Below are 22,708 nucleotides of genomic sequence, written 5' to 3' on the forward strand. Positions count from 1 at the left end.
CGGTGCGACAATCCCAGGGCTGACAGCATGACCCCCGAAAACGACGCGGCGGCGCGGTATTTCTCGGCAATAACGGCCGCGCTCAGCGGCCTTGAAGTGTTCATGCGCGACGACCGCTCGCCGCTCTACCGGCACGGCATCGTCGCCAAGATCGTTGCCGAATATATCGCCCGGCTCGACAAGTCCTTCTCCTGCTGGCGCAACCGGCTGGGCTTCATGGACACGTTTCGTATTTCGCGCGCCGAAAGCGGTTTCCCGGTGTTCCAGAACCTGCTCGAACTGGAGAACGACCGCCGGCAGGCTGATGCGCGCCTTGCCAACATCCCGCTGGCCGGCGAACTGCGCGAGGAGATGGCCGACTTCATCCTGCGCCACAAGGAATTCCCCGAAGCGTTGCAGAAGTCGATGGCCGAGCGGCTCTACCTCGAGGACGTCAAGAGCGAGCAGACCTTCGGTCCCTTCACGCTGGCGCAGACCGCCAAGGTCTCGGTCAATCCGAAGACGGCACGGCCCTATTATCTCGTCCATTGGGCGACCTTCGACGGCAGCGCCAACCTGCCGCTGGTCTACATGGTGACGGTGGAGGATTCTTCTGAAAGCATGATCCGCCAGCTCGTCGACCGGGACGGCAAGCTCAACGAAAAGGTCGACATCCCCCTGCCGGTCGATGGGCTGCTCAATCCGGAGCTTGCGCACCGTTTCGACGATTTCACCGAGAAGAATTCCGCCTACACGCTGTCGCCGGCGACGATCGCGGTCAATCTCGACAAGGATTTCGAGCCCCTGCACCCCAAGCAGTTGCGCCGTGTCGTGCTCGGCCCCTTTTATTCAGCGGGCATTACCGACAACAATTCGACGGTGACCGAGGTGCTGGCCAAGGTGCGCAAACCGGAAAACGCCTGGCTGCTGACCTGGACCATCCAGGAGGTCTATTCCAAGGGCGAGAAGCCCGGCCGCAAGGGGCTGTTTTCCAGCGAGAAGACGACGCAGGAATTCTTCATCAACACCGATGACCTGGAAGCCGCCGGCCAGGGCGTGTCGAGTTACGAAAATCACGCGCTGATCCCGCACGAGGCCTACCAGGCGCTCTACGCCGCCGGCGAGGCACAGAAGATCTTTGGCGGCTACAAGGTCCACATCCTGTCCAACGGACAGGTCATTTCAGACGTCTGACCGTAACACCACGGAGCATCCTTCATGGACACCGGCCTGACCACCATCCCGGAAGCGGCGATCGAGAAGCACCGCGCCACCGCGCAGAGCTTCATCACCCGCATCGTCGTGCTGGAGGATCCCTCGCGCGAATCCGGCACGGCATTGGCCGGTACCAACCGCCGCTTCGTCTCCACCGTCTCGGTCGGCTCGGTGCGCCGCACGCGCGAGGTCGAGCTGTCGAAGACGGTCGGCGCCGTCCATCCCGACGACCAGCTGCTCACCATCCCGCAGCACACGCTTTTGTTTCGTGCCCGGCGCGGCACGGCAATCGCGCTCGCCATATCGAATATCTTCGCCGAAGGCTCGGACCTCGAAAGCCTGCAGGCGAAAAACACCCGCGCCCCGCTCGAGGGCGACGAGGCGTCGGCCTTCAAGAAACTTCTGTCGGCCTCGGCCTATATCTCGGCTTTCAGCCTCGCCTCCTACCTGTTCCAGCTTATCGACAGCGACGGTGAGGCGCCCAACGACATCCCCGAGCCGGATTTTCTCTTCGACACGCCGCAGGATGCGGTGAAGTCGATCCTCGCCGGTCTCGACAAGGCGATAGCGGGCTCGAAGGACGATGCCGACCTGATGACGCGGACACGCGCCTTCGCCCGCGTCGCCATCGACGGGTTGCTGGTGCGCAAAGGCCGTTTCGACGGCATCGGCCCGTTCGAGAACGCCCATATCCGCATCGATGCGGATGACTTCACCCTCGACGGTTTCGACGTCGCGCCCGGCAAGCGCTCCAAGCCGCTGGTGATGACCTTCAAGAAGCCGGAAGAGGTCGTCGGCAACCACATCGCCAAGTACCAGTCGGTCAAGCTCGCCAAGATGCTGATGGCCTATGATTTCGAGCGCGAACTGAACCCGTTCGTCGAGCTCGGCGGCTTCCTGTTCACCTTCATCGGCGACGGCGCGCCCGGCACCGGCAAGACGACGCTGATCCAGATGATCGCCGGCCTCGTCAACGGCTACTGCCAAGTCGCCGGCTATCCCTTCGCCTATGAGAATTTCGGCGTCGACCAGATTTCGTCCTACCAGGGCAAGTCAGGCCAGAACTGCCGGCAGTTCATCAACAATGTCTTGAACCCGCGCGTCATCGGCTTCGGCACCATCGACGACATCGACCAGGTGGCGGCGCGCCGCTCCGACGACCGCGCCTCGGCCGGCCAGCAGGAGATCACCGGCGTCTTGATGGACGCCTTCGCCGGCGCGGCTACAGTGGTGCGCGGCAACTGCTCGTTCGGCATGTTCTCCAACTATCCCGAAAACGTCGATGATGCGCTGCGCCAGCGCGCTGGCGCCCGCTGGCTGGTCGACGGCCCGCAGACCCGCGACGACTATATCGACATCTTCGTTCTGCTCGCCGGCAAGAACCACAAGATACCGCTCGGCGATCATGAACTCTACGCCGCGCAGGAGATCCAGCGCGCCGTTACCGAGGCTTATGAAGAGCACGAGAAGCCGCAGGAAGACGGGCTGATGAAGGTCTATGAGCGTTACATGAAGGAAAATGGCGCGCCCAAGACGATGGCCGACATCGGCACCTACCTGCACCTGATCAAGGATGCCGAGCCCCGCTTCACCGGCCGCGCCATCAAGAACGTCACCGACGCCATCAAGATGCGCGCCATGGACATCGAGCTTCCCGACGACTGGTTCGAGAAGCCGGAAGCCTTCATGCACAAGGGCTACGACGAGAAGAAAGCGATGATCGAGGAACTGCGCGGTCCGTTCTCGATGGACATGGTCATGCAGGAGATCAACCGCTACGCCGACAGCGAGTTCCGCTATTCCGACAAATCCGACGACGCAGCCGTGGAGAAGCTGCTGCGCGACGCCCGCCTGCGCGAGAGGGCGGCACGCGAGATGGAGGAGATGAAAAAGAAGGGCAGTTGGAATGCCTAAAGGTACGCAATGACCTCCGCCAAAAAACCCGACCTGCTTCGCGACAACGAGCTGATCTACGGCCGGCTGCTCACCGTCGACGAGCCGCATCTCATCCAGCGCTACAACAAGGCGCTTGCCGCCTTCGGCCTCAAGCCGACCAATCTCAAGAGTTTCCAGATCGACCGCACCGGCTTCTCGCCCGAGATCGCTGACGAGTGCGGTGATTACGACTATCTCGACCCCAACGAGGTCAATCGCCGCTTCATCATCCTGACGCCGTCGCAGATCGACCTGCCGGTGGTGCACACAGCCTTCTCCAACACCTCGCAGCTGATGTTCGAGTTCATGTCCAAGAACCAGCGCGCCATCGACGCGCTGACCATCAAGGACGTCATCTACGGCGAGATCGAGGACTCCGTTCCCAAGGTCAACGACATCGAGGACTTGCTGTCGATCAACCAGGTCGAGTTCAAGGTGCTGTCGGCGGAGGATGTGCTGGGCAAGGCCGCCGAACTCGGCAAGCTGGTCGACCGGCTGAGGCAGGAGCCGGACGCCTGGCGCGACAATGCCATGCTGACCCGCATGGTGGACCTGGCGAAGGTTTGCGGCGATATCCGCGAGAACGCGCTGGTGCCCGACCAGGTGATCTTCCGCCACAATGCCTACTGGACCAGCCATTTCGGCGGCCTCTACGTCTTCGTCGATCCCGACATGACGACGGTGATCAGCGATCCGGCAGCCCCCGGCTTCCGCCGCTCGCGGCCGTGGCAGGTCAGCTACCTCTCGATCAACGACGCCGACAAGGTGTTCAAGTTCCTGGCCTCGACCGGCCGCATCGAGCTGCCGCGCGCCTCCTGGATCGAGGCGTCGGGCTATCTCGAGCACCGCGCCGAGATGGTGGTGCGTGCGCTGATTCGCGACGCCGAGCCGAACCGCAATCTGACCGATGTCGACAAGGTCTGGCTGCAGACCTGGATCCAGGGCCATGCCGACCTGATCACCAAGGACGGCAACTTTCCCTTCCTCAACGCCGCCAAGCGGGAAATCGCCCAGCTTGGCCATCTCAAGATCGAGGATGTGTTCCCGCAGCAGCGCTTCCTGGTGATCCGCGCCAAGCCGGACCATCCCGACGCCTGGCTGACCAACCGGCTGATCTCGGATTTCGTGCCGACCGACTTCGTCTCGCGCTACATCTTCAACAAGCAGGGCTTCTACAAGGACTATGACGGCTTCAGCGACGCTTGGCGATCGCATGTTGTGGACGTTCTGAAAACCACATATTTGAAGGACAAGGTGGCGTTTCGCACACGCCTCTACGGCCTGACTGACTAGAACGAAATGAACCCGTCATTTCGTTCTGACTTATTGTTTTGGCGCATGATGTTATCCAAGAAGTCTGCGACTTTTTGGCATCATGCTGAGGGGTGACACAGCCATGCTCGATCCGATCGTCAATTTCTTCACCCGGATTTTCCAATGGATCGGCCGTGGCATCGGCCTTTTGATCGGCGTCATCCTGTGGCCGTTCCTGTGGGCCGGACGCTGGTATGCGCAGCGCGGCTGGATCCTCAAGGCTGTGGTCGGCCTGGCTCTGCTGGTCCTGATCGGCCTCTACGCCAACTTCTTCTACGCCACCCAGTGGTGGAACAATTTCAACCCCAACTATCCGGACACCTACACTTTCGAGAAGCGCAACGTTTCCGCCGGTGAGCAGGTGGCCGCGGGCACCGGCACCGACACGGCCAAGACTTGCGGCAACTCGGGCATTGCCCAGGTGGCGGCGGACCTGACCGACTTCAATGTCAACCAGAATGCCTGGATCTCGTCGATGATCCTCTACAAGCTTGGCCTGTTCGGCATCGACTGGGACAACACGCCGTGGATGGACAACAAGGCCTCTTTCCAACGTGGCATCAACCAGGCGGTGCGGCGCACGGCGACCGAGCTTGCCGACAATCTCGGCCGCGTGCGCACGACCTCGCAGATCGATGCCGACCTGCAGGACGCGCGCGGCAATCTGCAATTCGACGAATACACCTGGTATTTCGGCGTGAGCCCGTTCGGTCCGAAGACGCCGACGCCGAGCTATTATCGTGACGCCGTGCGCAAGCTGCGCTCGTTCAACGCTCGCCTCGCCACCTGCCAGGCCACTTTCGATGCCCGCGCCGACAATCTGAAGCAGTATATCGACCGCATCGCGTCGGATATCGGCTCGACTTCCGCCATCCTCAAGGAGCGCGCCGAGAACCACAACAATGGCTGGTTCGACACCCGCGCCGACGACCGTTACTGGTTCGCCTACGGCCAGCTCTATGCCTATTACGGGCTGATGAAAGGCGCCCAGGCCGATTTCGAGGACGTCATCAAGGAAAAACACCTGCAGAGCCTGTGGGACACGATGGACGCGCAATTCGTCTCGGCCCTGCGCATCCAGCCCTTCATCATCGCCAATGGCCGCGAGGATGGCTGGCTGCTGCCGACGCATCTGACGACGATGGGCTTCTACATCCTGCGCGTGCGCTCCAACATGGTCGAAATCAGCAACGTGCTGACGCAGTAGCGTTCGCCAGCCGCAGTGCATGTCACCCGAAAGTGGTCCCGGTTTTGGGAGAACGACATGCACAAGACAAAAGGCTGAAGCGCGAAGCGCTTTAGCCCGGCGATGGCGAATTTGCGCCGTCGCTTCTGTCGCATTCCGTGCATTGTGCGGCTGTTTTGAGACGGCGGAAGCGCCCCTGCTCTGGCTTCTATACGGCGCGGCAAGCGGAGCCAGAAAGAACCGAGAGCAGGTCGGCCGACCGCAGAGGAATTTTCTCTATAGGAAACATAGTTGCATGAAAGTTGACGCCACGGCAGCGACAGGGTTAGAACATGCCCGCGCTCCCGGTTCCAACCTGCTTGCGATAGAGATCAACCCCGTCCCCTCCACCGTCCAATCCAGAGGAAAGCCGTCATGGCCGAAGTGAAGTCCGACATCGAGATCGCGCGCGCCGCCAAGAAAAAGCAGATCCAGGAGATCGGCCAGAAGATCGGCATCCCGACCGAGCACCTGCTCCCCTATGGCCACGACAAGGCCAAAATATCGGCCGAGTTCATAAAGTCGGTGAAGGGCAACAAGGACGGCAAGCTGATCCTGGTCACCGCCATCAACCCGACCCCGGCCGGCGAAGGCAAGACCACCACCACGGTCGGCCTCGGCGACGGCCTCAACCGCATCGGCAAGAAGGCGATCGTCTGTATCCGCGAGGCCTCGCTTGGCCCGAATTTCGGCGTCAAGGGCGGTGCCGCCGGCGGCGGCTACGCGCAGGTGGTGCCGATGGAAGACATGAACCTCCATTTCACCGGCGACTTCCACGCCATCACAACGGCGCACAATCTGCTTTCGGCGCTGATCGACAACCACATCTACTGGGGCAATGAGCTCGGCATCGACACCCGCCGCGTGGTGTGGCGTCGCGTCATGGACATGAACGACCGGGCGCTGCGCGAAATCATCTGCTCGCTCGGCGGCGTCGCCAACGGTTTCCCGCGCGAGGCCGGCTTCGACATCACCGTCGCTTCGGAAGTGATGGCGATCCTGTGCCTTGCCACCGACCTCAAGGATCTGGAAAAGCGTCTCGGCGACATCATCGTCGCCTATCGCCGCGACAAGTCGCCGGTCTATGCCCGCGACCTCAAGGCCGACGGCGCCATGGCCGTGCTTCTGAAGGACGCCATGCAGCCCAATCTGGTGCAGACGCTGGAGAACAACCCGGCCTTCGTCCATGGTGGCCCGTTCGCCAACATCGCCCATGGCTGCAACTCGGTCGTCGCCACCACGACGGCATTGAAATTGGCGGACTATGTCGTCACCGAAGCCGGCTTCGGCGCCGACCTGGGTGCTGAAAAGTTCTTTGACATCAAGTGCCGCAAGGCCGGCCTCAAGCCGGCGGCGGCGGTCATCGTCGCCACCGTGCGCGCCATGAAGATGAATGGCGGCGTCAAGAAGGAAGACCTCGGCAAGGAAAACGTCGAGGCGGTGAAGAAAGGCTGCACCAACCTCGGCCGCCACATTGAGAACATCCGCCAGTTCGGCGTGCCGGCTGTGGTCGCCATCAACCACTTCTATTCCGACACCGACGCCGAAATCCAGGCGATGAAGGACTATGTCGCCTCGATGGGCGAAGAGGCGATCCTGTGCAAGCACTGGGCCAAGGGCTCGGCCGGCATCGAGGACCTCGCCAACAAGGTGGTGGCGCTGGCCGAATCCGGCGCCTCGCAATTCGCGCCACTCTATCCCGACGCCATGCCGCTGTTCGAGAAGATCAACACCATCGTCCAGCGCATCTATCGCGGCTCGGAGGCGATCGCCGACAAGTCGGTGCGCGACCAGCTCAAGGCCTGGGAAGACGCCGGCTACGGCAATCTGCCGGTCTGCATGGCCAAGACCCAGTACTCCTTCTCGACCGACCCGAACCTGCGCGGCGCGCCGACCGGCCACACCGTGCCGGTGCGTGAGGTCAGGCTTTCGGCGGGTGCGGGCTTCGTCGTCATCATCTGCGGCGAGGTCATGACCATGCCCGGCCTGCCCAAGGCACCGTCCTCTGAAAAGATCTTCCTCAACGAAGCCGGCCAGATTGAAGGCTTGTTCTAAGATCTTTCAATTCCAAATGGCAAAGGGCGCCGCAGCGATGCGGCGCCCTTTGTGTTTGCGGATATTCCTACGCTGCGTTGCGCGCCAGCGCCCGCTGATTGGAGGCGTAGATCGTGTCGCGCTCCGGCAAGGCGCCGGTCTTCAGGCACTCGGCCCATTCGGTGGTCTTCAGCACCGCGGCGAAGCGCGACTGAAGAATGATCGTGACCACGCGGTGGATCTCCTCGGCCGAGGCATAGCCGGCGCTGTTGGCGTACGGAACCGAGCCTGTCGCGTCGGACAGGAACTCGACGGCAAACCCCATATGCACGGCGTGGATGATGGTCGACAGGTCGCAATTATGCGTCATGTAGCCGACGACCGTGATCGTATCGATGGCATTGGCGCGCAGCCAGTCCTCGAGGTCCGTGCCGGTGAAGGCCGAGGGCAGCATCTTCTCGACATAGTGGTCGCGGCCGCGCCTGGCGATCTCCGGATGCAGTTCGCCGCCATGGCTGCCCTTGGCGAAGATCGGTGACGTCTCGGGCGCCATCTGCTTGATAACAACCACCTTGATGCCGGCGGCCGTGGCGGCATCCATGGCGCGCGCCACATTGACGACGCTGTCGCGGAACGGCGGATGCTGGATGGCCAGGTTGCCGCCATCGTAGTCGTTCTGGACATCCACGACGACGAGTGCGCGGCGCGGTGTGGTGTTGGCTCTGTCAGACATGGTGTTTTCCTTCCGGCTTGAATGCGATGGGCCGAAAATAGACCGGTCGACAAGCAGCCAAAAGTGGCCCGATTGACATCGTTCGAAAGAATTGGGACAATTCAGCTTCCCACACTGGAAACGCCAATGACCGCCCCGATCATTGCTGTCCTCGCATTCGACGGCATCAGTCCGTTCCATCTCTCCGTGCCTTGCCTGGTGTTCGGCGCCGACCGCACCAGGCTCGGCCTGCCGCGCTTTGACTTCCGCGTCTGCGGGGCCGAGGCAGGCATGATCGAGACGGATGCCGGGCTGAGCATCCTTGTCCCGCATGGGCTCTCCGCGTTCGACGACGCCGACATCGTCATCATTCCGAGCTGGAAGGATCTCGAAGCCCCTCTGGCCAGGCCGTTAAATGAAGCACTCGACCGCGCGCACCGGCGCGGGGCGCTGATCGTCGGCCTGTGCCTCGGCACCTTTGCCATCGCCGCGGCCGGCCTGCTGTCGGGCCGGAAGGCGACCACGCATTGGGCCTATACGGACCAGTTGCAGGCCTTGCACCCCGACATTTCAGTCGATGCCGATGTGCTCTATGTCGATGACGGCGACATCGTCACCTCCGCCGGGGTCGCCGCCGGGTTGGACTGCTGCCTGCATATCGTGCGCGCCCGCTATGGCGCCGAGGCGGCACTACGGCTCGCCCGGCATGTCGTACTCTCACCGCACCGGCAGGGCGGGCAGGCGCAGTTCATCGAACGCCCCGTGGCAAGAAGCGCGAATGCCGACCGCTTCACCCAGGCGCTTGACGCGGTGCGCACGACGCTCGGCGAAACGCACAGCCTCGACAGCGTCGCCGAATTGGCAGGCCTCACTCGGCGCACCTTCACCCGCCGCTTCCAGAAATCGATCGGCACCAGTTTTGGCGATTGGCTGACCAGCCAGCGCATCGAACTGGCGCAGCGGTTGCTGGAAGCCACGGAGAAATCGATGGATGTCGTGGCCTTCGAGGCCGGCTTCGGCAGCGCCGCATCGCTGCGCCAGCATTTCGCCGCGAGGCTAAGGACATCGCCGGCGCAATACCGGCGGGAGTTTTCCAGGCGGGCCGATCAGGGCACGCGCGTGGCGCACGTCCTTTCATCCTGAACGGCAAAGGCGCCGTATCGATACGGCGCCTTTGCATTCCAACCGCCGGAATCAGGCAACGTCTTCCGGCGATGGCGCACGCTTGCGGCCGGTGACCATGGCGCGAACCAGATTTTCATGATGACGCAGGCTCGCCAGCAGTACGCCGCCGACATGAAGCCCGATCAGCACCAGGATGCCATTGCCCAGGATCTTGTGCGTGTCCTCGACCCAGGCCACGCCCCACCAGGCATCGGTGGTCTGCATCCAGCCGGTCAGCGCGATCCCTGCCACGCAGGTCAGAAGCGCCAGCACCATGGCGGCGCCGGCAGGGTTGTGGCCTAGATAGCGCCTCTCATCACCCTGCGCCACGTCGGCGAGATAAGCGCTCACCGCGCGCGGCCCACGAACGAACTGGCGGAAGCGCGTGTATCCTGATCCCGCCAACCCGGCGATCATACGCCGCGATCGACACCGATGCGCTGGCCATCGTGCTGCGCAACCTCATCGAGAATGCCTTGCGGCATGGCGCCGAAGGCGGCGAGGTTGTCGTGCGCATCGACGAGGACGCCCGGCTCAGTGTGATCAACCAAGGTCCGGTGGTTCCGGTCCCACAGGGCTTGATCAAACGGTTCGAACGGGGCGCGACTCGTGCGGAGGGGTCGGGCCTCGGATTGGCGATCGTCAGCAAAATCCTGCAACAGATCGATGCGACGCTGGTCCTGAACTCGCCAGCATCCGGCCGACAGGATGGTTTTGAGGCAACGATCCGGTTTCCCACGGCGTAACGTCAACGGCGCTTGACCGGTCGCGCCGGATTGCCGACCACCGTCTCGTTCGCGGGCACATCACGCGTCACCACGGCGCCGGCGCCGACGATGGCGCCCTCGCCGATGCTGACGCCGCCAAGGATGATGGCGCTGCCGCCGAACCAGGCATGGGCGCCGATCTCGACCGGCCTGGCGATCTCCAGCCCCGCCTGTCGCCCCGCAACTTCCTTGTGGTGCTCGGCGCAATAGATCTGCACGTTGGGGCCGAGCAACGTTTCCTTGCCGATGCGCACGCTTGCCGTGTCGAGGATGGTGCAGCCGGCGTTGAGGAAGACGCCATCGCCGAGAACGATGTTGAAGCCATAGGCGCAGTGGAACGGCGCCTCGATGCGCGCGCCCTCACCCACGCTACCAAGCAATGCCTTCAAGCCCGGCCCGAGATTGCCGCGCTGCCGCGGCGGCAGGCAATTGTGCTCGAACACCGCGTCGCGCGCCGTGACGCGCAGTGCCTCCAACTCGTCATCGAGGCAAGTGTACCATTCGCCGGCCGCCATCTTCGCGCGCTCGCTTCCGGCCATGGCGTGGTCTCCCATTGACGTCTTTGAAAAGCATGAGTGCGGCCGGCACAAAAGCGCCAATCCGAGTACTGGTCAAATATCGGACCTATGGTAGCCTGCCGTCTCAAGGCCGTCCTGGCCAGTGATCGAGGGGGATCAACATGCTCTTGCTTCTTGCACTTCTGATCGGTGTCATTGCCGGCCTGCGCGCCATGACCGCGCCGGCCGCCGTCGCCTGGGGCGCATATCTGGGCTGGCTGCCGGTTGCCGGCACCTGGGCCAGCTTCATGAGCCATTGGGCCGCTGTCGGCATCTTCACCATCCTGGCCATCGTCGAGCTCGTCACCGACCAGCTGCCGTCGACGCCAAGCCGCAAGGTGCCGCAGCAATTCGGCGCCCGCATCCTGCTTGGTGCTTTCAGCGGCGCGGTGATCGGTGCGACCGGCGGTTCCACCATAGGCGGCCTGATCGCCGGCGCCATCGGCGCGGTCATCGGCACGTTGGGCGGCGCCGAAGCGCGCGGCCGGCTGGCGGCCGCCTTCGGCAAGGATCCGCCCGCCGCCTTCATCGAGGACGCGGTGGCGATCATCGGCGGCTTGCTGATCGTGGCGGCGGTGGCATGACGGCCCAGAGCTTAAACGCAAAAACCTTCGACGCCATCATCATCGGCGCGGGCCAGGCGGGGTCGCCATTGGCGGGCCGCCTGTCCGCCGCCGGCATGAGCGTGGCGCTGATCGAGCGCAAGCTGGTCGGCGGCACCTGCGTCAACACCGGCTGCATGCCGACCAAGACCATGGTCGCCAGCGCCTATGCCGCGCATCTGGCGCGGCGCGCCGCCGACTATGGCGTCACGCTCGGTGGCCCCGTCGGTGTGGATTATCAACGGATCAAGGCGCGCAAGGACAAGGTCACCAACGACGCCCGAGGCAATCTGGAAACATGGATCGCCGGCATGAAGAGCTGCACGCTCTATCGCGGCCATGCGCGCTTCGAATCCGCCAACACGGTACGTGTCGGCGACGACCTTTTGACCGCCGAAAAGATTTTCCTCAACACGGGTGGCCGCGCGTCCGTGCCCGATTTGCCGGGCATCCACGACATCGACTACCTGACCAATTCCTCGATGATGGATCTCGACGTGCTGCCGCGCCACCTCATCGTCGTCGGCGGCAGCTACATCTCGCTCGAGTTCGCACAGATGTTCCGCCGCTTCGGCTCGGACGTCACCGTCATCGAGAAGAGCCCGCGCCTGACCGGCCGCGAGGACGAGGACGTCTCGGCGACCATCCTGTCGATCCTCGAAAACGAAGGCATCGCGGTCCATGTCGGCGCCGACGACATCGGCTTCGCCAAGAGAGGCAACGATATCGCGGTGACCTTCTCGGTCGGCAAGCCGCCGGCCGTCGGTTCTCACGTGCTGCTGGCGCTCGGCCGAACGCTCAACACCGACGATCTCGGCCTCGATAGAGCCGGCGTCGCCGTCGACAAGCGTGGTGCCGTCATCGTCGACGACCAGCTGCGCACCAGCGTGCCCGGCATCTGGGCGATGGGCGACTGCAACGGCAGGGGCGCCTTCACCCACACCTCCTACAACGACTACGAGATCGTCGCCGCCAACCTGCTCGACAATGATCCGCGCAAAGTCAGCGACCGCATCGAGGCCTATGCGCTCTACATCGACCCGCCGCTCGGCCGCTGCGGCATGACGGAAGCGGCGGTGAAGAAATCCGGGCGTCGCGCGCTGGTCGGCCAGCGGCCGATGACGCGCGTCGGCCGCGCCGTCGAAAAGGGCGAGACGCAAGGCTTCATGAAGATCCTTGTCGATGCCGACACGCGCGAAATCCTCGGCTGCTCGGTGCTCGGCCCCGGTGGCGACGAGGCGGTGCATTGCGTGCTCGACCTGATGTACGCCAAGGCGCCCGTCGACACTCTGGCGCGCGCGGTGCACATCCACCCCACCGTGTCGGAACTGTTGCCAACGATCGCGCAGGAACTGAAGCCTCTGGCCTGAAATCTATTCGCTATCCGGCCCGGTCAGCTTCGCCTCCAGCCGGCCGAGCAGCAGCATCGCCCCTTTCAGCTCGTCGTCACCGACATCACTGAGCAGATCGGCGCGCAGCACCGCCAGCAGGCGCTCGATCTCGGTCACACGGCGGCGCCCGGCATCGGTGAGCGACAGGATCTTGGCCCGCCTGTCGGCGGCATCCTCGGTGCGCGTCACCAGCCCCTCCTCGACCAGCAGGTCGACGATGCGCACCAGGGACGGCCCTTCGAAGCCAAGATGATCGGCAAGGACACCCTGGCGCCGATTGTCACCCAGCCGCGACAGCATCACCAGTGGCATGGCGGTGGCATGCGACAGGCCGCAATCGTCGAGCGCCTTGTCGGCCGCGCGCCGCCAAAGCCTTGCGACTGATATAACCAGTTGGCCAAATCTGGCACGATCCGGGTCTTGCTTGGACATACCGAAAAAGATAACATGCTATTTATTAGGTTGCGATAAAATTCTTTTCCCTGGCGAAGCCCCAGTCGCCAAGAACCGGAAGCCGACGACCGAGCTCCAAAGATCGCCCTGACGGCCCTTTTCGGCCGCCGCGACCGCGAGGCGCCGCACCCGGAAAAACGTGAGGACCGATATGTCGAAACAAGATTCCAACAGCTCCGGCGGCATCTGGCTGCTCGTGCTTTTCGGCCTGGTGCTGATGATCATCGGCCTGCCGCTGCTCTATGGCGGCGTCCAGCTCATCGGTCTTGGCGGCTCCTGGTACTATGCGCTGGCCGGCGCCGGCATCATCGTTTCCGGTTTCCTCTTCGCCCTACGGCGGCGCGCAGGCTTCTGGCTCTACCTCCTCATCTTCGTCGCCACCATTGCCTGGGCGTTGTGGGAGGCCGGGCTGAACTTCTGGCCGCTGGTGCCGCGGCTGGTCGCGCCGGCGGTGCTGGCGGTGATCGCCCTCCTGCTGGCGCCGCTTTTCCCGTCATCCGGCGGCGGCAAGCGCGGCCCGTTCGCCGTTGCAGGTGTCCTCGTGCTCGGCTTGATCGCCACTGCAGCCTACGCCTTCCAGCCGCATGGCGTGATCCGCGACATGGTCGCCGCCAGCAAAGCGCCGCCGCTTGCCGCGACCGCCTCCAGCACCGACTGGCGCCATTACGGCCGCACGCCCGCCGGCACGCGTTATGCGCCGATCGGCCAGATCAACAAGGACAATGTGAAGGACCTCAAGGTCGCCTGGACCTTCCGCACCGGCGATATACCGGTCAAGGGCGCCGAGGACCAGAACACGCCGCTGCAGATCGGCGACACGGTCTACACCTGCTCCTCGAAAAATGTCGTCAACGCGCTCAACGCCGAAACCGGCGAGCCGCGCTGGAAATTCGACCCGAAGGCTTCGGCGCCGCTGTGGCAGCGTTGCCGGGGCGTCAGCTACTACGAGCCGGCGGCCGATGCCGCGGCCAGTGGCGCCTCAGCGGTCTGTGCGGGGCGCATCGTCATGACCACCATCGATGCGCGGCTGATCGAGATCGATGCCAAGACCGGCCAGCCCTGCCCGGATTTCGGCCAAGGCGGCACCGTCGACCTCAAGCAAGGCATGGGCGAGGTGAAGGCCGGTTTCTATTTCCAGACTTCGGCGCCCACCGTCATGCGCGACCTGATCATGGTCGGCGGCTGGGTCTGGGACAATGTCGAGACCGGCGAGCCGTCCGGCGCCGTCAGGGCCTTCAGCGCCAGGACAGGCGAGCTGGTATGGGCCTGGGACCTCGGCAATCCGGCGATCACCAAACTGCCACCGGAAGGCCAGACCTACACGCGCGGCACGCCCAACGTCTGGTCGACGCCGAGCTATGACGACGCGCTCGGCCTCGTCTATTTGCCGACCGGCAACGCCACACCCGACTTCTTCGGCGCCGAGCGCAGCAAGGCGGCGGAGGATTACACCGCTTCGGTCGTCGCGCTCGATATCGCCACGGGCCGCGAGCGCTGGAAATTCCAGACCGTGCATCATGACCTGTGGGATTATGACCTTCCCTCGCAGCCGGCGCTCTATGATGTGCCCGACGGCAAGGGCGGAAAGGTGCCGGCGCTGATCCAGGTCACCAAGCGCGGCCAGATCTTCATGCTCGACCGCCGCGACGGCAAGGCGATCGCCGAGGTGCAGGAAAAGCCGGTGCCGCAAGATGGCGGCGCCAAGGAGGATTTCCTGTCGCCGACCCAGCCCTATTCGGTCGGCATGCCTTCGATCGGCGATCAGCCATTCACCGAGGCCAGCATGTGGGGCGCCACTCCGTTCGACCAGCTCTATTGCCGTATCGGCTTCAAGAAGCTGCGCTACGAGGGCGAATTCACACCGCCAGGTCCGACGCGTTCGCTGCAGTTTCCCGGCTATTATGGCGGCATGAACTGGGGCAGCGCCTCGATCGACGAGGCCAACGGCTACCTGATCGTCAACGATATCCGCATGCCGCAATTCGTCGAATTGCTGCCGCGCGCGGTGGCAGACAATTATGGCCCCTCGGCGGCGCATGACGGTCTGGGCACCCAGCTCGGCACGCCGTATGGCGCGCTCAAGAACGGCTTCATGTCGCCGCTCGGCGTGCCCTGCCACCAGCCGCCCTACGGCACGATCAGCGCCATCGACCTGAACACGCGAAAACTCGTCTGGCAGATTCCGGCCGGCACGCTGCAGGACACCGGCCCGCTTGAGATGAAGACCGGCCTGCGGATCCCGATCGGCATGCCGTCACTCGGCGGCCCGGTGACGACGGCGGGCGGGCTCGTCTTCTATGCCGGCACGCAGGACTATTATCTGCGCGCCATCGACGTCGCCACCGGCAAGGAGCTTTGGAAGGGCCGCCTGCCGGTCGGCGCGCAGGCAACGCCGATGACCTACACCTCGCCCGAGAGCGGCCGCCAGTTCGTCGTCGTGTCGGCGGGCGGTGCGCGTCAGTCGCCCGATCGTGGCGACTACATCATCGCCTATGCCTTGCCAAAGGCGCCATGATCGGGAAAGGCTTGTTCCCTCAACGCTGATCACAAACGAGGCGCCGCGGCGCCTCGTTTCAATCTGCTCCACGCTTTCTGCATTGCTGCAATGCAGCAATATACATTGCACCCGGCATGACTCCTCGCGCAGACTGAAATTGAACCGATTCAGTCTGGACGTTCCATGCCCTTGCCGATCCTTGCGCTTGCCATTGCGTCTTTCTGCATCGGCACCACCGAGTTCGTCATCATGGGCCTGCTGCCGGAGGTCGCCGCCGACCTTGGCGTGTCGATCCCGTCGGCCGGTCTGCTGGTGACGGGCTATGCGCTGGGCGTTGTCTTCGGGGCGCCGATCGTCGCCATGGCCACCGCGCATCTGCCGCGCAAGCCGGTGCTGGTCGGGCTTACGGCTTCATTCGTCGTCGGCAATCTGTTTTGCGCCATCGCGCCTGATTATTGGACGCTGATGGCGGCGCGTGTCTTCACCGCTTTTGGGCACGGCGCCTTCTTCGGCATCGGCTCGGTCGTTGCCGCAAGCCTCGTGCCGCGCAACAAACGCGCCAGTGCAATGGCGCTGATGTTTGCCGGCCTGACGCTTTCGAACATCCTGGGCGTTCCCGCGGGCACAGCCCTCGGCGAGGCGTTCGGCTGGCGCTCCACATTCATCGCCGTTGTCGGCATCGGCCTGATCTCTGTCGCGGCGATCGCCTGGCTGGTGCCGTCCGATGTCACTGAGCCGAGCGGTGGTGGCCTGCGCGGCGAGTTGCGCGTGCTGGGCAGTTTGCAGGTCTGGCTGGCGATGCTGATCGCCTCGCTGGCCTCGGCCAGCCTGTTTGCCGTGTTCACCTACATCAAGCCCTATCTGACCGACGTGTCCGGCCTGTCCACCTCGGCAGTTACCTGGGTGCTCCTGCTGTTCGGCGCCGGCATGACGATCGGCAACATCATTGGTGGGCGCCTGGCCGACTGGAAGCTGATGCCGACCGTCATCGGTACGCTGCTTTTGATGGCGGTCCTGTTCGTCGGTTTCATGCAGTTCGGGGCCATCGCAAGTGTGGCCATCGGCATCGTCTTCCTCTGGGGCCTGCTCATCTTCGTCGTCGTGCCGCCACTGCAGATCCGCGTCGTCGAGGCGGCCTCGGAAGGGCCGAACCTTGCCGCCACGCTGAACCAGGGCGCCTTCAATGTCGGCAATGCCGGCGGCGCCTGGATTGGCGGCGTGGCCCTGTCGGCCGGCGTTTCCTACGCCAATCTGCCGCTGGTCGGCGCGGTGCTCGCCTTGCTGGCTGTCACCGTGGCAGTGCTGTCGCAGGCATTGGACCGGCGCGCGCCCGTCTCGCTCCAGGCTGCCGCGGAATAGACGTCTCTTCCGTCAGAGGGATGGAAATCTTGCGCCCATAGCGCGGCCGGCTGGACCAATCGACATCGATAGCCTCAGATGGGCATGTCTTCTTGCTCTTGATGGAGGAAGTCATGCAGAAATCGATCGAACGCATCGCCGGTGATAGCGAAGGCGTTTCCTACGAATTCCCGGTGTTCCGCTTCACAGGCAGCGACAAGGCGGCGCCCTCGGCCTATCTGCAGGCCGCACTCCATGCCGGCGAACTGCCAGGCGTCGTCGCCATCGACGCGCTGATGCCGGCGCTGAACAAGGCGGAGGCCGAAGGCCGCATCAAGGGCAGCATCACCATCGTACCGTGGGCCAACCCGATCGGCCGCGCGCAATATCATTTCGGCGAGCACCAGGGCCGCTTCCATCTGGGCACCCGCACCAATTTCAACCGCGGCTTTCCGCTGCTTGCCGCGCCCGACGCCAGGCTCTTGCCGGACACCTCGTTTGGCGGCGCCGACCAGCGGCTGAAGTCACGCCTGGTGCAACTGTCGATGGGCCACGACATCGTGCTCGACCTGCACTGCGATGACGAGGGTCTTGCCTATCTCTACGTCCACACCAGCCTGTGGCCGGCCATGGCCGATTGCGCCGCCGCCATGGGCGTCGATGCGGTGGTGCTGTGGAGCGAGGACACAGACGGCACCTTCGAGGGCGCCTCGATCATGCCCTATCAGAACGTTCCCGCCGATGTGGCGAAGTTCGACCGCCGTGTCGCCACCACGGTCGAATATCGCGGCATCCTCGATGTCGATGGCGCGCTGGCTGCCGCCGATGCCGAAGGCCTCTACCGGCTGCTGGTGGTACGCGGCGTGATCGCCGACAGCGCACTCCCCGCACCCGGCCCTTTCACCGGCACTGTGGCCCCCCTGGAAAACATCGACATGATGCCCGCGCCCCGGGCCGGTGCTGTGCTCTATGACGTCAAGCCCGGCGACCGTGTCGCCAGGGGCACGCGCCTCGCCACCATCGTGCACGCGCCGGGCGAAGCCGATGGCCGCGCGGAAGTGTTCGCGCCGCAGGACGGCATCATCCTGACCCGCCGCTCGCGCCGCATCATCCGCGCCGGCGAGGACCTGCTGAAGCTGGTCGGCGACAGGAAGAGCGCCGACGCACGATCAGGGACGCTGGAAGACTGACCTAGCCAGAAATGGCCAACCGCGCTTTCGCCTCCAGCCATTCCGCCATCTGCCGGTAAGGCACCGGGCCATGGCTGATACGGGCGACGCCGAGTTCGGCCAGCTGCTGGCGCGGCGGCACATGCGCCAGCGCAATGATGTTGACCGGCAGCGTCGTGGCCCTGCAGAGCGCCTCGATGAGGCCCTCGTCGCCGAGACCCGGCGCGAAGAAGCCGCTTGCTCCGGCCTTTTCATAGGCATGCGCCCGCTCGATCGCCTGGTCGAGCAGCGCCTTGTCATGCGCATCGGGCTTGGCCTTGAGGAAGATGTCGGTGCGGGCGTTGAGGAAGGCCGGGATACCGGAGGCCTTGACGGCGGCCGCGGCCGCTTCGACCCGCCGTACCTGCACGCCGATGTCGTGCAAGCCCGTGCCGCCAACGATCTGGTCCTCGAAATTGAAGCCGATGGCCCCGGCCTGCAAGGCACGTGTCACCGTCTTGGCAACGACCTCCGGTTCGACACCATAACCGCCTTCGAGGTCCATCGTCACCGGCAGATAGACCGCCGCCACGATACGCTTGATGTTGTCGAGTGCCAGGTCCAGCGGGATTTTCTCACCATCGGCATAACCGAATGCTGCCGCGACCGGCCAGCTGCCGGTGGCGATGGCCTTGGCGCCTGCCTTCTCCACGATCTTTGCTGAGCCCGGATCCCAGGCATTGTAGAGAACGATCGGGTTGCCCTTCACGTGAAGGGAATGGAACGTCCGCGCGCGCTCGGCCTGTTCGGTCATTGGTGTTTCCCGTCTTCATGGTGTTGGGTATCCAGCCTAGACGCGACCGCCAGCTCTGGCGATGTGCCATGAGCCTGGGAACCGGCGGCCACCGAAGAGGCTTTTCAAATCAGTTGCGCATCCAGTTTTTCGCCGCTATGGATTTCGCCATGAACATGCGTTCGACCAAGACCATTTGGTGGTGGGCCTGCTGACAGCGGCCTGTTCGAACGCGCGTGCGTGAAAAGTAGAGGGTGGCCGCAACGGAAAGTCCGGGCGGCCATTTGTTTTTTCCAAGCCAGTCCCGGGTCCGTTGCCCCAACAAGCCAGATGGAGACGGCAATGACGATGAAGGTTCTGGAAAACGGCGCTGAAAGCTTCGTGACCGCGGGTGGCATCACCATCACCCGCGAGCGCCACGACCGGCCCTATGCAGGCGCGATCGACACTTACGTCGACGGGCTGAATTCGCGCCGCGGTGCCGTGTTTTCCTCGAATTACGAATATCCCGGCCGCTACACGCGCTGGGACACGGCCATCATCGATCCGCCTCTGGTCATCTCCGCGCGCGGTCGCGCCATGCGCATCGAGGCACTGAACGGGCGTGGCGAAGCACTGTTGCCGGTCATCGGCAAGACGCTCGGCGGCTTGGCTGATGTCACGATCGCCGAGACGACCAGGAAGCTGATCCGCCTCGATGTCGCCAAACCGGGCCGTGTCTTCACCGAAGAGGAGCGCAGCCGCGTGCCTTCGGTCTTTACCGTGCTGCGTGCCATCACCGCTTTGTTCAAGACAGCGGAAGACGCCAATCTCGGCCTCTATGGCGCCTTTGGCTACGACCTCGCCTTCCAGTTCGACCCGGTCGACTACAAGCTCGAGCGCAGGGAGAGCCAGCGCGACCTCGTGCTGTTCCTGCCTGACGAGATCCTGGTCGTCGACCATTATTCGGCCAAGGCCTGGACTGACCGCTACGACTATTCAGGCGAGGGTTTTTCGACCGAGGGCCTGCCGCGCGACGAAATCGCCGAGCCGTTCCAGACCGCCGACCGCATCCCGCCGCGTGGCGACCATGAGCCCGGCGAATATGCCAACCTTGTGCGCCGCGCGATGGACTCGTTCAAGCGCGGCGACCTGTTCGAGGTCGTTCCCGGCCAGATGTTTTATGAGCGTTGCGAGACGCAGCCATCCGAGATTTCGCGCAAGCTGAAGTCGATCAACCCCTCGCCCTATTCCTTCTTCATCAACCTGGGCGAAGGCGAATACCTGATCGGCGCCTCGCCCGAAATGTTCGTGCGCGTCAACGGCCGCCGTGTCGAGACCTGCCCGATCTCGGGCACCATCAAGCGGGGCGACGACGCCATTTCCGATAGCGAGCAGATCCTGAAGCTGCTCAATTCGAAGAAGGATGAATCCGAGCTCACAATGTGTTCGGACGTCGACCGCAACGACAAGTCGCGGGTCTGCGAGCCGGGTTCGGTGCGCGTCATCGGCCGCCGCCAGATCGAGATGTATTCGCGCCTGATCCATACCGTGGATCACATCGAGGGCCGGCTGCGCGAAGGCATGGATGCCTTCGATGCCTTCCTCTCGCATGCCTGGGCGGTCACCGTCACCGGCGCGCCGAAACTGTGGGCCATGCGCTTCATCGAGCAGAACGAAAAGAGCCCCCGCGCCTGGTATGGCGGCGCCATCGGAATGGTCAATTTCAACGGTGACATGAACACCGGCCTGACGTTGCGTACCATCCGCATCAAGGACGGCATCGCCGAGGTGCGCGCCGGCGCCACATTGCTGTTCGACAGCATTCCCGAGGAAGAAGAAGCCGAAACCGAATTGAAGGCATCCGCCATGCTCTCCGCCATCCGCGACGCCAAGACGGGCAATTCCGCCAGCACCGAGCGCACCACCGCGCGCGTCGGCGACGGCGTCAACATCCTGCTCGTCGACCACGAGGACAGTTTCGTCCACACGCTGGCCAACTACTTCCGCCAGACCGGCGCCAATGTCTCGACCGTGCGCACGCCGGTGCCGGAGGAAGTCTTCGAGCGGCTGAAGCCGGATCTCGTCGTGCTGTCGCCCGGGCCTGGCACGCCGAAGGATTTCGACTGTGCCGCCACCATCAAGAAGGCGCGCGCCCGCGACTTGCCGATCTTCGGTGTCTGCCTCGGCCTGCAAGCGCTGGCCGAGGCCTATGGCGGGGAACTGCGCCAGTTGCACATCCCGATGCACGGCAAGCCCTCGCGCATCCGCGTCTCAAAGCCGGGCATCATCTTCTCGGGCCTGCCCAAGGAAGTCACCGTCGGCCGCTACCACTCGATCTTCGCCGATCCGGTGCGGCTGCCCGATGACTTCATCGTCACGGCCGAGACAGAAGACGGCGTGATCATGGCCTTCGAACATCGCAAGGAGCCGATCGCCGCGGTGCAGTTCCACCCGGAATCGATCATGACACTCGGCCACAATGCCGGCATGCGCATCATCGAGAATATCGTCGCCCATTTGCCGCGCAAGGCCAAGGAAAAGGCAGCCTGACGGAATGGCCGAAGCCGACAATGCCATGATGATCGCGACGAAAGCCGCCGGCAAGCGCAAGGTCGCCAACCTTGCCTTCTGGTCGATCGTGATCGCCTTTGTCGTGCTCGCGCTGAAGGTCGCCGCCTGGTACGTCACCGGCTCCGTCGCGCTCTATTCGGACGCACTGGAATCCATCGTCAACGTCATTGCCTCGGTCGCCGCCTTCTGGGCGATCCAGGTCAGCTACAAGCCCGCCGACCAGGACCACCCGTTCGGCCATCACAAGGCCGAGTATTTCTCGGCCGTGCTCGAAGGCGTGCTGATCGTCGTCGCCGCGCTGTTGATCCTGAACGAAGTCTGGCGCTCCTGGCAAACGCCAGCGCCGCTCGCGCAGCCCTGGAAAGGTCTTGCCATCAATGGCGTCGCCACTGCCATCAATGCCTTCTGGGCCTGGACGCTGATCCGCGTCGGCCGGGCCGAGAAATCGCCGGCGCTGGTCGCCGACGGCAATCATATCATGACCGATGTGGTGACCTCGATCGGTGTCTTCGGCGGCCTGGTCGGGGCGATCCTGACCGGCTGGCAGATCCTCGATCCGGCACTTGCCGTCATCGTCGCGCTCAACATCCTGTGGCAGGGCTGGCACGTCATCGGTTCGTCGATGAACGGGCTGATGGACCGCGCCGTCGACACGCAGGAACATATGCGCATCCGCGACATCATCTCGTCCAACTGCAAGGGCGCGCTGGAGGTGCACGATCTGAAAACCCGCATCGCCGGCCGCGCCACCTTCATCGAGTTCCATCTGGTCGTCGACGCCGACATGTCGGTCGGCGCCAGCCACGTCATCTGCGACCGCATCGAGGACGCGCTGAAAGCCGAAATCCCCTCGGTGCGCGTCACCATCCATGTCGAGCCCGACGATGAGGCGAAGCTGCCCAAGGGCACGACCGCCGTGCCGTTTGCGTAGCCTCGCGCTAGCCTGAGGTCTGTCGAGATTCAGGTCAGGCCGAGTCGAGAATGGTGGCTTCCGAGAACCGGAGCGGAGCGTACTCAAAGTACGTGAGCAC

20 protein-coding genes are annotated in these 22,708 nt (G+C 63.9%); 15 read left to right on the forward strand and 5 right to left on the reverse strand.

Annotation, left to right across the window (positions count from 1 at the left end; all coding sequences use genetic code 11):
* Positions 1-27 precede the first annotated feature (27 nt).
* The 5 genes from AC1VON_RS30855 (at position 28) to AC1VON_RS30875 (ending at position 7,723) form a co-directional block, all read left to right on the forward strand.
* Positions 28-1,173, forward strand: a complete 1,146-nt coding sequence (locus AC1VON_RS30855; RefSeq protein ID WP_483125942.1) for a hypothetical protein — start codon at positions 28-30, stop codon at positions 1,171-1,173.
* A 24-nt stretch (positions 1,174-1,197) separates the two neighbouring features.
* The gene (locus AC1VON_RS30860; protein ID WP_483125943.1) at positions 1,198-3,108 is read left to right on the forward strand and encodes an AAA family ATPase; all 1,911 of its coding nucleotides are present in this window, start codon (positions 1,198-1,200) and stop codon (positions 3,106-3,108) included.
* Positions 3,109-3,117: 9 nt separating this feature from the next.
* Entirely contained in the window at positions 3,118-4,422 is a 1,305-nt protein-coding gene (locus AC1VON_RS30865; RefSeq protein WP_483125944.1) for a DUF6638 family protein, read from the forward strand.
* 103 nt (positions 4,423-4,525) lie between these two features.
* Complete coding sequence (locus tag AC1VON_RS30870; protein WP_483125945.1) at positions 4,526-5,650, forward strand: DUF2333 family protein; 1,125 nt, start codon at positions 4,526-4,528, stop codon at positions 5,648-5,650.
* A 393-nt stretch (positions 5,651-6,043) separates the two neighbouring features.
* The gene (locus AC1VON_RS30875; protein ID WP_483125946.1) at positions 6,044-7,723 is read left to right on the forward strand and encodes a formate--tetrahydrofolate ligase; all 1,680 of its coding nucleotides are present in this window, start codon (positions 6,044-6,046) and stop codon (positions 7,721-7,723) included.
* Between the two features lie 67 nt (positions 7,724-7,790).
* Here AC1VON_RS30875 and AC1VON_RS30880 read toward each other — a convergent pair whose 3' ends face one another.
* The gene (locus AC1VON_RS30880) at positions 7,791-8,435 is read right to left on the reverse strand and encodes a cysteine hydrolase family protein (protein ID WP_483125947.1); all 645 of its coding nucleotides are present in this window, start codon (positions 8,433-8,435) and stop codon (positions 7,791-7,793) included.
* 126 nt (positions 8,436-8,561) lie between these two features.
* Here AC1VON_RS30880 and AC1VON_RS30885 point away from each other — a divergent pair, with 126 nt between their 5' ends.
* Positions 8,562-9,557, forward strand: coding sequence for a helix-turn-helix domain-containing protein (locus tag AC1VON_RS30885; protein WP_483125948.1), 996 nt, complete (start codon positions 8,562-8,564; stop codon positions 9,555-9,557).
* A 51-nt stretch (positions 9,558-9,608) separates the two neighbouring features.
* Here AC1VON_RS30885 and AC1VON_RS30890 read toward each other — a convergent pair whose 3' ends face one another.
* Positions 9,609-9,995, reverse strand: a complete 387-nt coding sequence (locus AC1VON_RS30890; protein ID WP_483125949.1) for a cytochrome b/b6 domain-containing protein — start codon at positions 9,993-9,995, stop codon at positions 9,609-9,611.
* Between the two features lie 23 nt (positions 9,996-10,018).
* Here AC1VON_RS30890 and AC1VON_RS30895 point away from each other — a divergent pair, with 23 nt between their 5' ends.
* A complete protein-coding gene (locus tag AC1VON_RS30895) occupies positions 10,019-10,324 on the forward strand; it encodes an ATP-binding protein (RefSeq protein ID WP_483126400.1) in 306 nt (101 codons plus the stop codon).
* Positions 10,325-10,326: 2 nt separating this feature from the next.
* On the opposite strand, the gene AC1VON_RS30900 is transcribed toward AC1VON_RS30895, so the two are convergent.
* Positions 10,327-10,884: a sugar O-acetyltransferase gene (locus AC1VON_RS30900; RefSeq protein ID WP_483125950.1), complete on the reverse strand. Its 558-nt coding sequence runs from the start codon at positions 10,882-10,884 to the stop codon at positions 10,327-10,329.
* A 140-nt stretch (positions 10,885-11,024) separates the two neighbouring features.
* Between AC1VON_RS30900 and AC1VON_RS30905 the strand changes: the two genes are divergently transcribed.
* Both AC1VON_RS30905 and AC1VON_RS30910 read left to right on the forward strand, forming a co-directional pair.
* A complete protein-coding gene (locus AC1VON_RS30905; RefSeq protein ID WP_172348903.1) occupies positions 11,025-11,486 on the forward strand; it encodes a DUF4126 domain-containing protein in 462 nt (153 codons plus the stop codon).
* Positions 11,483-12,874 (forward strand): FAD-containing oxidoreductase, encoded by a 1,392-nt coding sequence (locus AC1VON_RS30910; protein WP_483125951.1) that lies wholly within the window; start codon positions 11,483-11,485, stop codon positions 12,872-12,874. Before AC1VON_RS30905 ends, AC1VON_RS30910 begins: the two co-directional genes overlap by 4 nt.
* Before the next feature lie 3 nt (positions 12,875-12,877).
* On the opposite strand, the gene AC1VON_RS30915 is transcribed toward AC1VON_RS30910, so the two are convergent.
* Entirely contained in the window at positions 12,878-13,327 is a 450-nt protein-coding gene (locus AC1VON_RS30915; protein ID WP_172348901.1) for a MarR family winged helix-turn-helix transcriptional regulator, read from the reverse strand.
* A 172-nt stretch (positions 13,328-13,499) separates the two neighbouring features.
* Between AC1VON_RS30915 and AC1VON_RS30920 the strand changes: the two genes are divergently transcribed.
* The 3 genes from AC1VON_RS30920 to AC1VON_RS30930 all read left to right on the forward strand — a co-directional run bounded on the left by AC1VON_RS30920 (position 13,500) and on the right by AC1VON_RS30930 (position 18,373).
* Positions 13,500-15,863 carry a membrane-bound PQQ-dependent dehydrogenase, glucose/quinate/shikimate family gene (locus tag AC1VON_RS30920; protein ID WP_483125952.1) on the forward strand — a complete coding sequence of 788 codons (2,364 nt, stop codon included), beginning with the start codon at positions 13,500-13,502 and terminating at the stop codon, positions 15,861-15,863.
* Positions 15,864-16,028: 165 nt separating this feature from the next.
* Entirely contained in the window at positions 16,029-17,204 is a 1,176-nt protein-coding gene (locus AC1VON_RS30925) for an MFS transporter (protein WP_483125953.1), read from the forward strand.
* A 113-nt stretch (positions 17,205-17,317) separates the two neighbouring features.
* Positions 17,318-18,373: a M14 family metallopeptidase gene (locus AC1VON_RS30930; protein ID WP_172348898.1), complete on the forward strand. Its 1,056-nt coding sequence runs from the start codon at positions 17,318-17,320 to the stop codon at positions 18,371-18,373.
* Position 18,374: 1 nt separating this feature from the next.
* Here the strand turns inward: AC1VON_RS30930 and AC1VON_RS30935 are convergent, their stop codons facing one another.
* On the reverse strand, positions 18,375-19,145 hold the full coding sequence (locus AC1VON_RS30935; RefSeq protein WP_483125954.1) for an isocitrate lyase/PEP mutase family protein: 771 nt from the start codon (positions 19,143-19,145) through the stop codon (positions 18,375-18,377).
* A 68-nt stretch (positions 19,146-19,213) separates the two neighbouring features.
* On the opposite strand from AC1VON_RS30935, the gene AC1VON_RS30940 reads away from it, so the two are divergent.
* The 3 genes from AC1VON_RS30940 (at position 19,214) to AC1VON_RS30950 (ending at position 22,608) form a co-directional block, all read left to right on the forward strand.
* Positions 19,214-19,339, forward strand: coding sequence for a hypothetical protein (locus AC1VON_RS30940; protein WP_274609153.1), 126 nt, complete (start codon positions 19,214-19,216; stop codon positions 19,337-19,339).
* 127 nt (positions 19,340-19,466) lie between these two features.
* On the forward strand, positions 19,467-21,656 hold the full coding sequence (locus tag AC1VON_RS30945; protein ID WP_172348896.1) for an anthranilate synthase: 2,190 nt from the start codon (positions 19,467-19,469) through the stop codon (positions 21,654-21,656).
* Positions 21,657-21,660: 4 nt separating this feature from the next.
* Positions 21,661-22,608 (forward strand): cation diffusion facilitator family transporter, encoded by a 948-nt coding sequence (locus tag AC1VON_RS30950; RefSeq protein ID WP_281411437.1) that lies wholly within the window; start codon positions 21,661-21,663, stop codon positions 22,606-22,608.
* The last annotated feature ends 100 nt before the right edge of the window (positions 22,609-22,708 follow it).

It is taken from the genome of Mesorhizobium sp. HAY1-8B (assembly GCF_056868045.1).

What these genes read in the sequence shown, in the direction of transcription:
- AC1VON_RS30870 (WP_483125945.1), top strand. Translation starts at nt 4,526, where the DNA reads ATGCTCGATCCGATCGTCAATTTCTTCACCCGGATTTTCCAATGGATC.
- AC1VON_RS30935 (WP_483125954.1), bottom strand. Translation starts at nt 19,145, where the DNA reads ATGACCGAACAGGCCGAGCGCGCGCGGACGTTCCATTCCCTTCACGTG.
- AC1VON_RS30880 (WP_483125947.1), bottom strand. Translation starts at nt 8,435, where the DNA reads ATGTCTGACAGAGCCAACACCACACCGCGCCGCGCACTCGTCGTCGTG.
- AC1VON_RS30915 (WP_172348901.1), bottom strand. Translation starts at nt 13,327, where the DNA reads ATGTCCAAGCAAGACCCGGATCGTGCCAGATTTGGCCAACTGGTTATA.
- AC1VON_RS30950 (WP_281411437.1), top strand. Translation starts at nt 21,661, where the DNA reads ATGGCCGAAGCCGACAATGCCATGATGATCGCGACGAAAGCCGCCGGC.
- AC1VON_RS30910 (WP_483125951.1), top strand. Translation starts at nt 11,483, where the DNA reads ATGACGGCCCAGAGCTTAAACGCAAAAACCTTCGACGCCATCATCATC.
- AC1VON_RS30860 (WP_483125943.1), top strand. Translation starts at nt 1,198, where the DNA reads ATGGACACCGGCCTGACCACCATCCCGGAAGCGGCGATCGAGAAGCAC.
- AC1VON_RS30885 (WP_483125948.1), top strand. Translation starts at nt 8,562, where the DNA reads ATGACCGCCCCGATCATTGCTGTCCTCGCATTCGACGGCATCAGTCCG.
- AC1VON_RS30925 (WP_483125953.1), top strand. Translation starts at nt 16,029, where the DNA reads ATGCCCTTGCCGATCCTTGCGCTTGCCATTGCGTCTTTCTGCATCGGC.
- AC1VON_RS30900 (WP_483125950.1), bottom strand. Translation starts at nt 10,884, where the DNA reads ATGGCCGGAAGCGAGCGCGCGAAGATGGCGGCCGGCGAATGGTACACT.
- AC1VON_RS30890 (WP_483125949.1), bottom strand. Translation starts at nt 9,995, where the DNA reads ATGATCGCCGGGTTGGCGGGATCAGGATACACGCGCTTCCGCCAGTTC.
- AC1VON_RS30945 (WP_172348896.1), top strand. Translation starts at nt 19,467, where the DNA reads ATGACGATGAAGGTTCTGGAAAACGGCGCTGAAAGCTTCGTGACCGCG.
- AC1VON_RS30905 (WP_172348903.1), top strand. Translation starts at nt 11,025, where the DNA reads ATGCTCTTGCTTCTTGCACTTCTGATCGGTGTCATTGCCGGCCTGCGC.
- AC1VON_RS30855 (WP_483125942.1), top strand. Translation starts at nt 28, where the DNA reads ATGACCCCCGAAAACGACGCGGCGGCGCGGTATTTCTCGGCAATAACG.
- AC1VON_RS30930 (WP_172348898.1), top strand. Translation starts at nt 17,318, where the DNA reads ATGCAGAAATCGATCGAACGCATCGCCGGTGATAGCGAAGGCGTTTCC.
- AC1VON_RS30920 (WP_483125952.1), top strand. Translation starts at nt 13,500, where the DNA reads ATGTCGAAACAAGATTCCAACAGCTCCGGCGGCATCTGGCTGCTCGTG.
- AC1VON_RS30940 (WP_274609153.1), top strand. Translation starts at nt 19,214, where the DNA reads ATGAGCCTGGGAACCGGCGGCCACCGAAGAGGCTTTTCAAATCAGTTG.
- AC1VON_RS30875 (WP_483125946.1), top strand. Translation starts at nt 6,044, where the DNA reads ATGGCCGAAGTGAAGTCCGACATCGAGATCGCGCGCGCCGCCAAGAAA.
- AC1VON_RS30865 (WP_483125944.1), top strand. Translation starts at nt 3,118, where the DNA reads ATGACCTCCGCCAAAAAACCCGACCTGCTTCGCGACAACGAGCTGATC.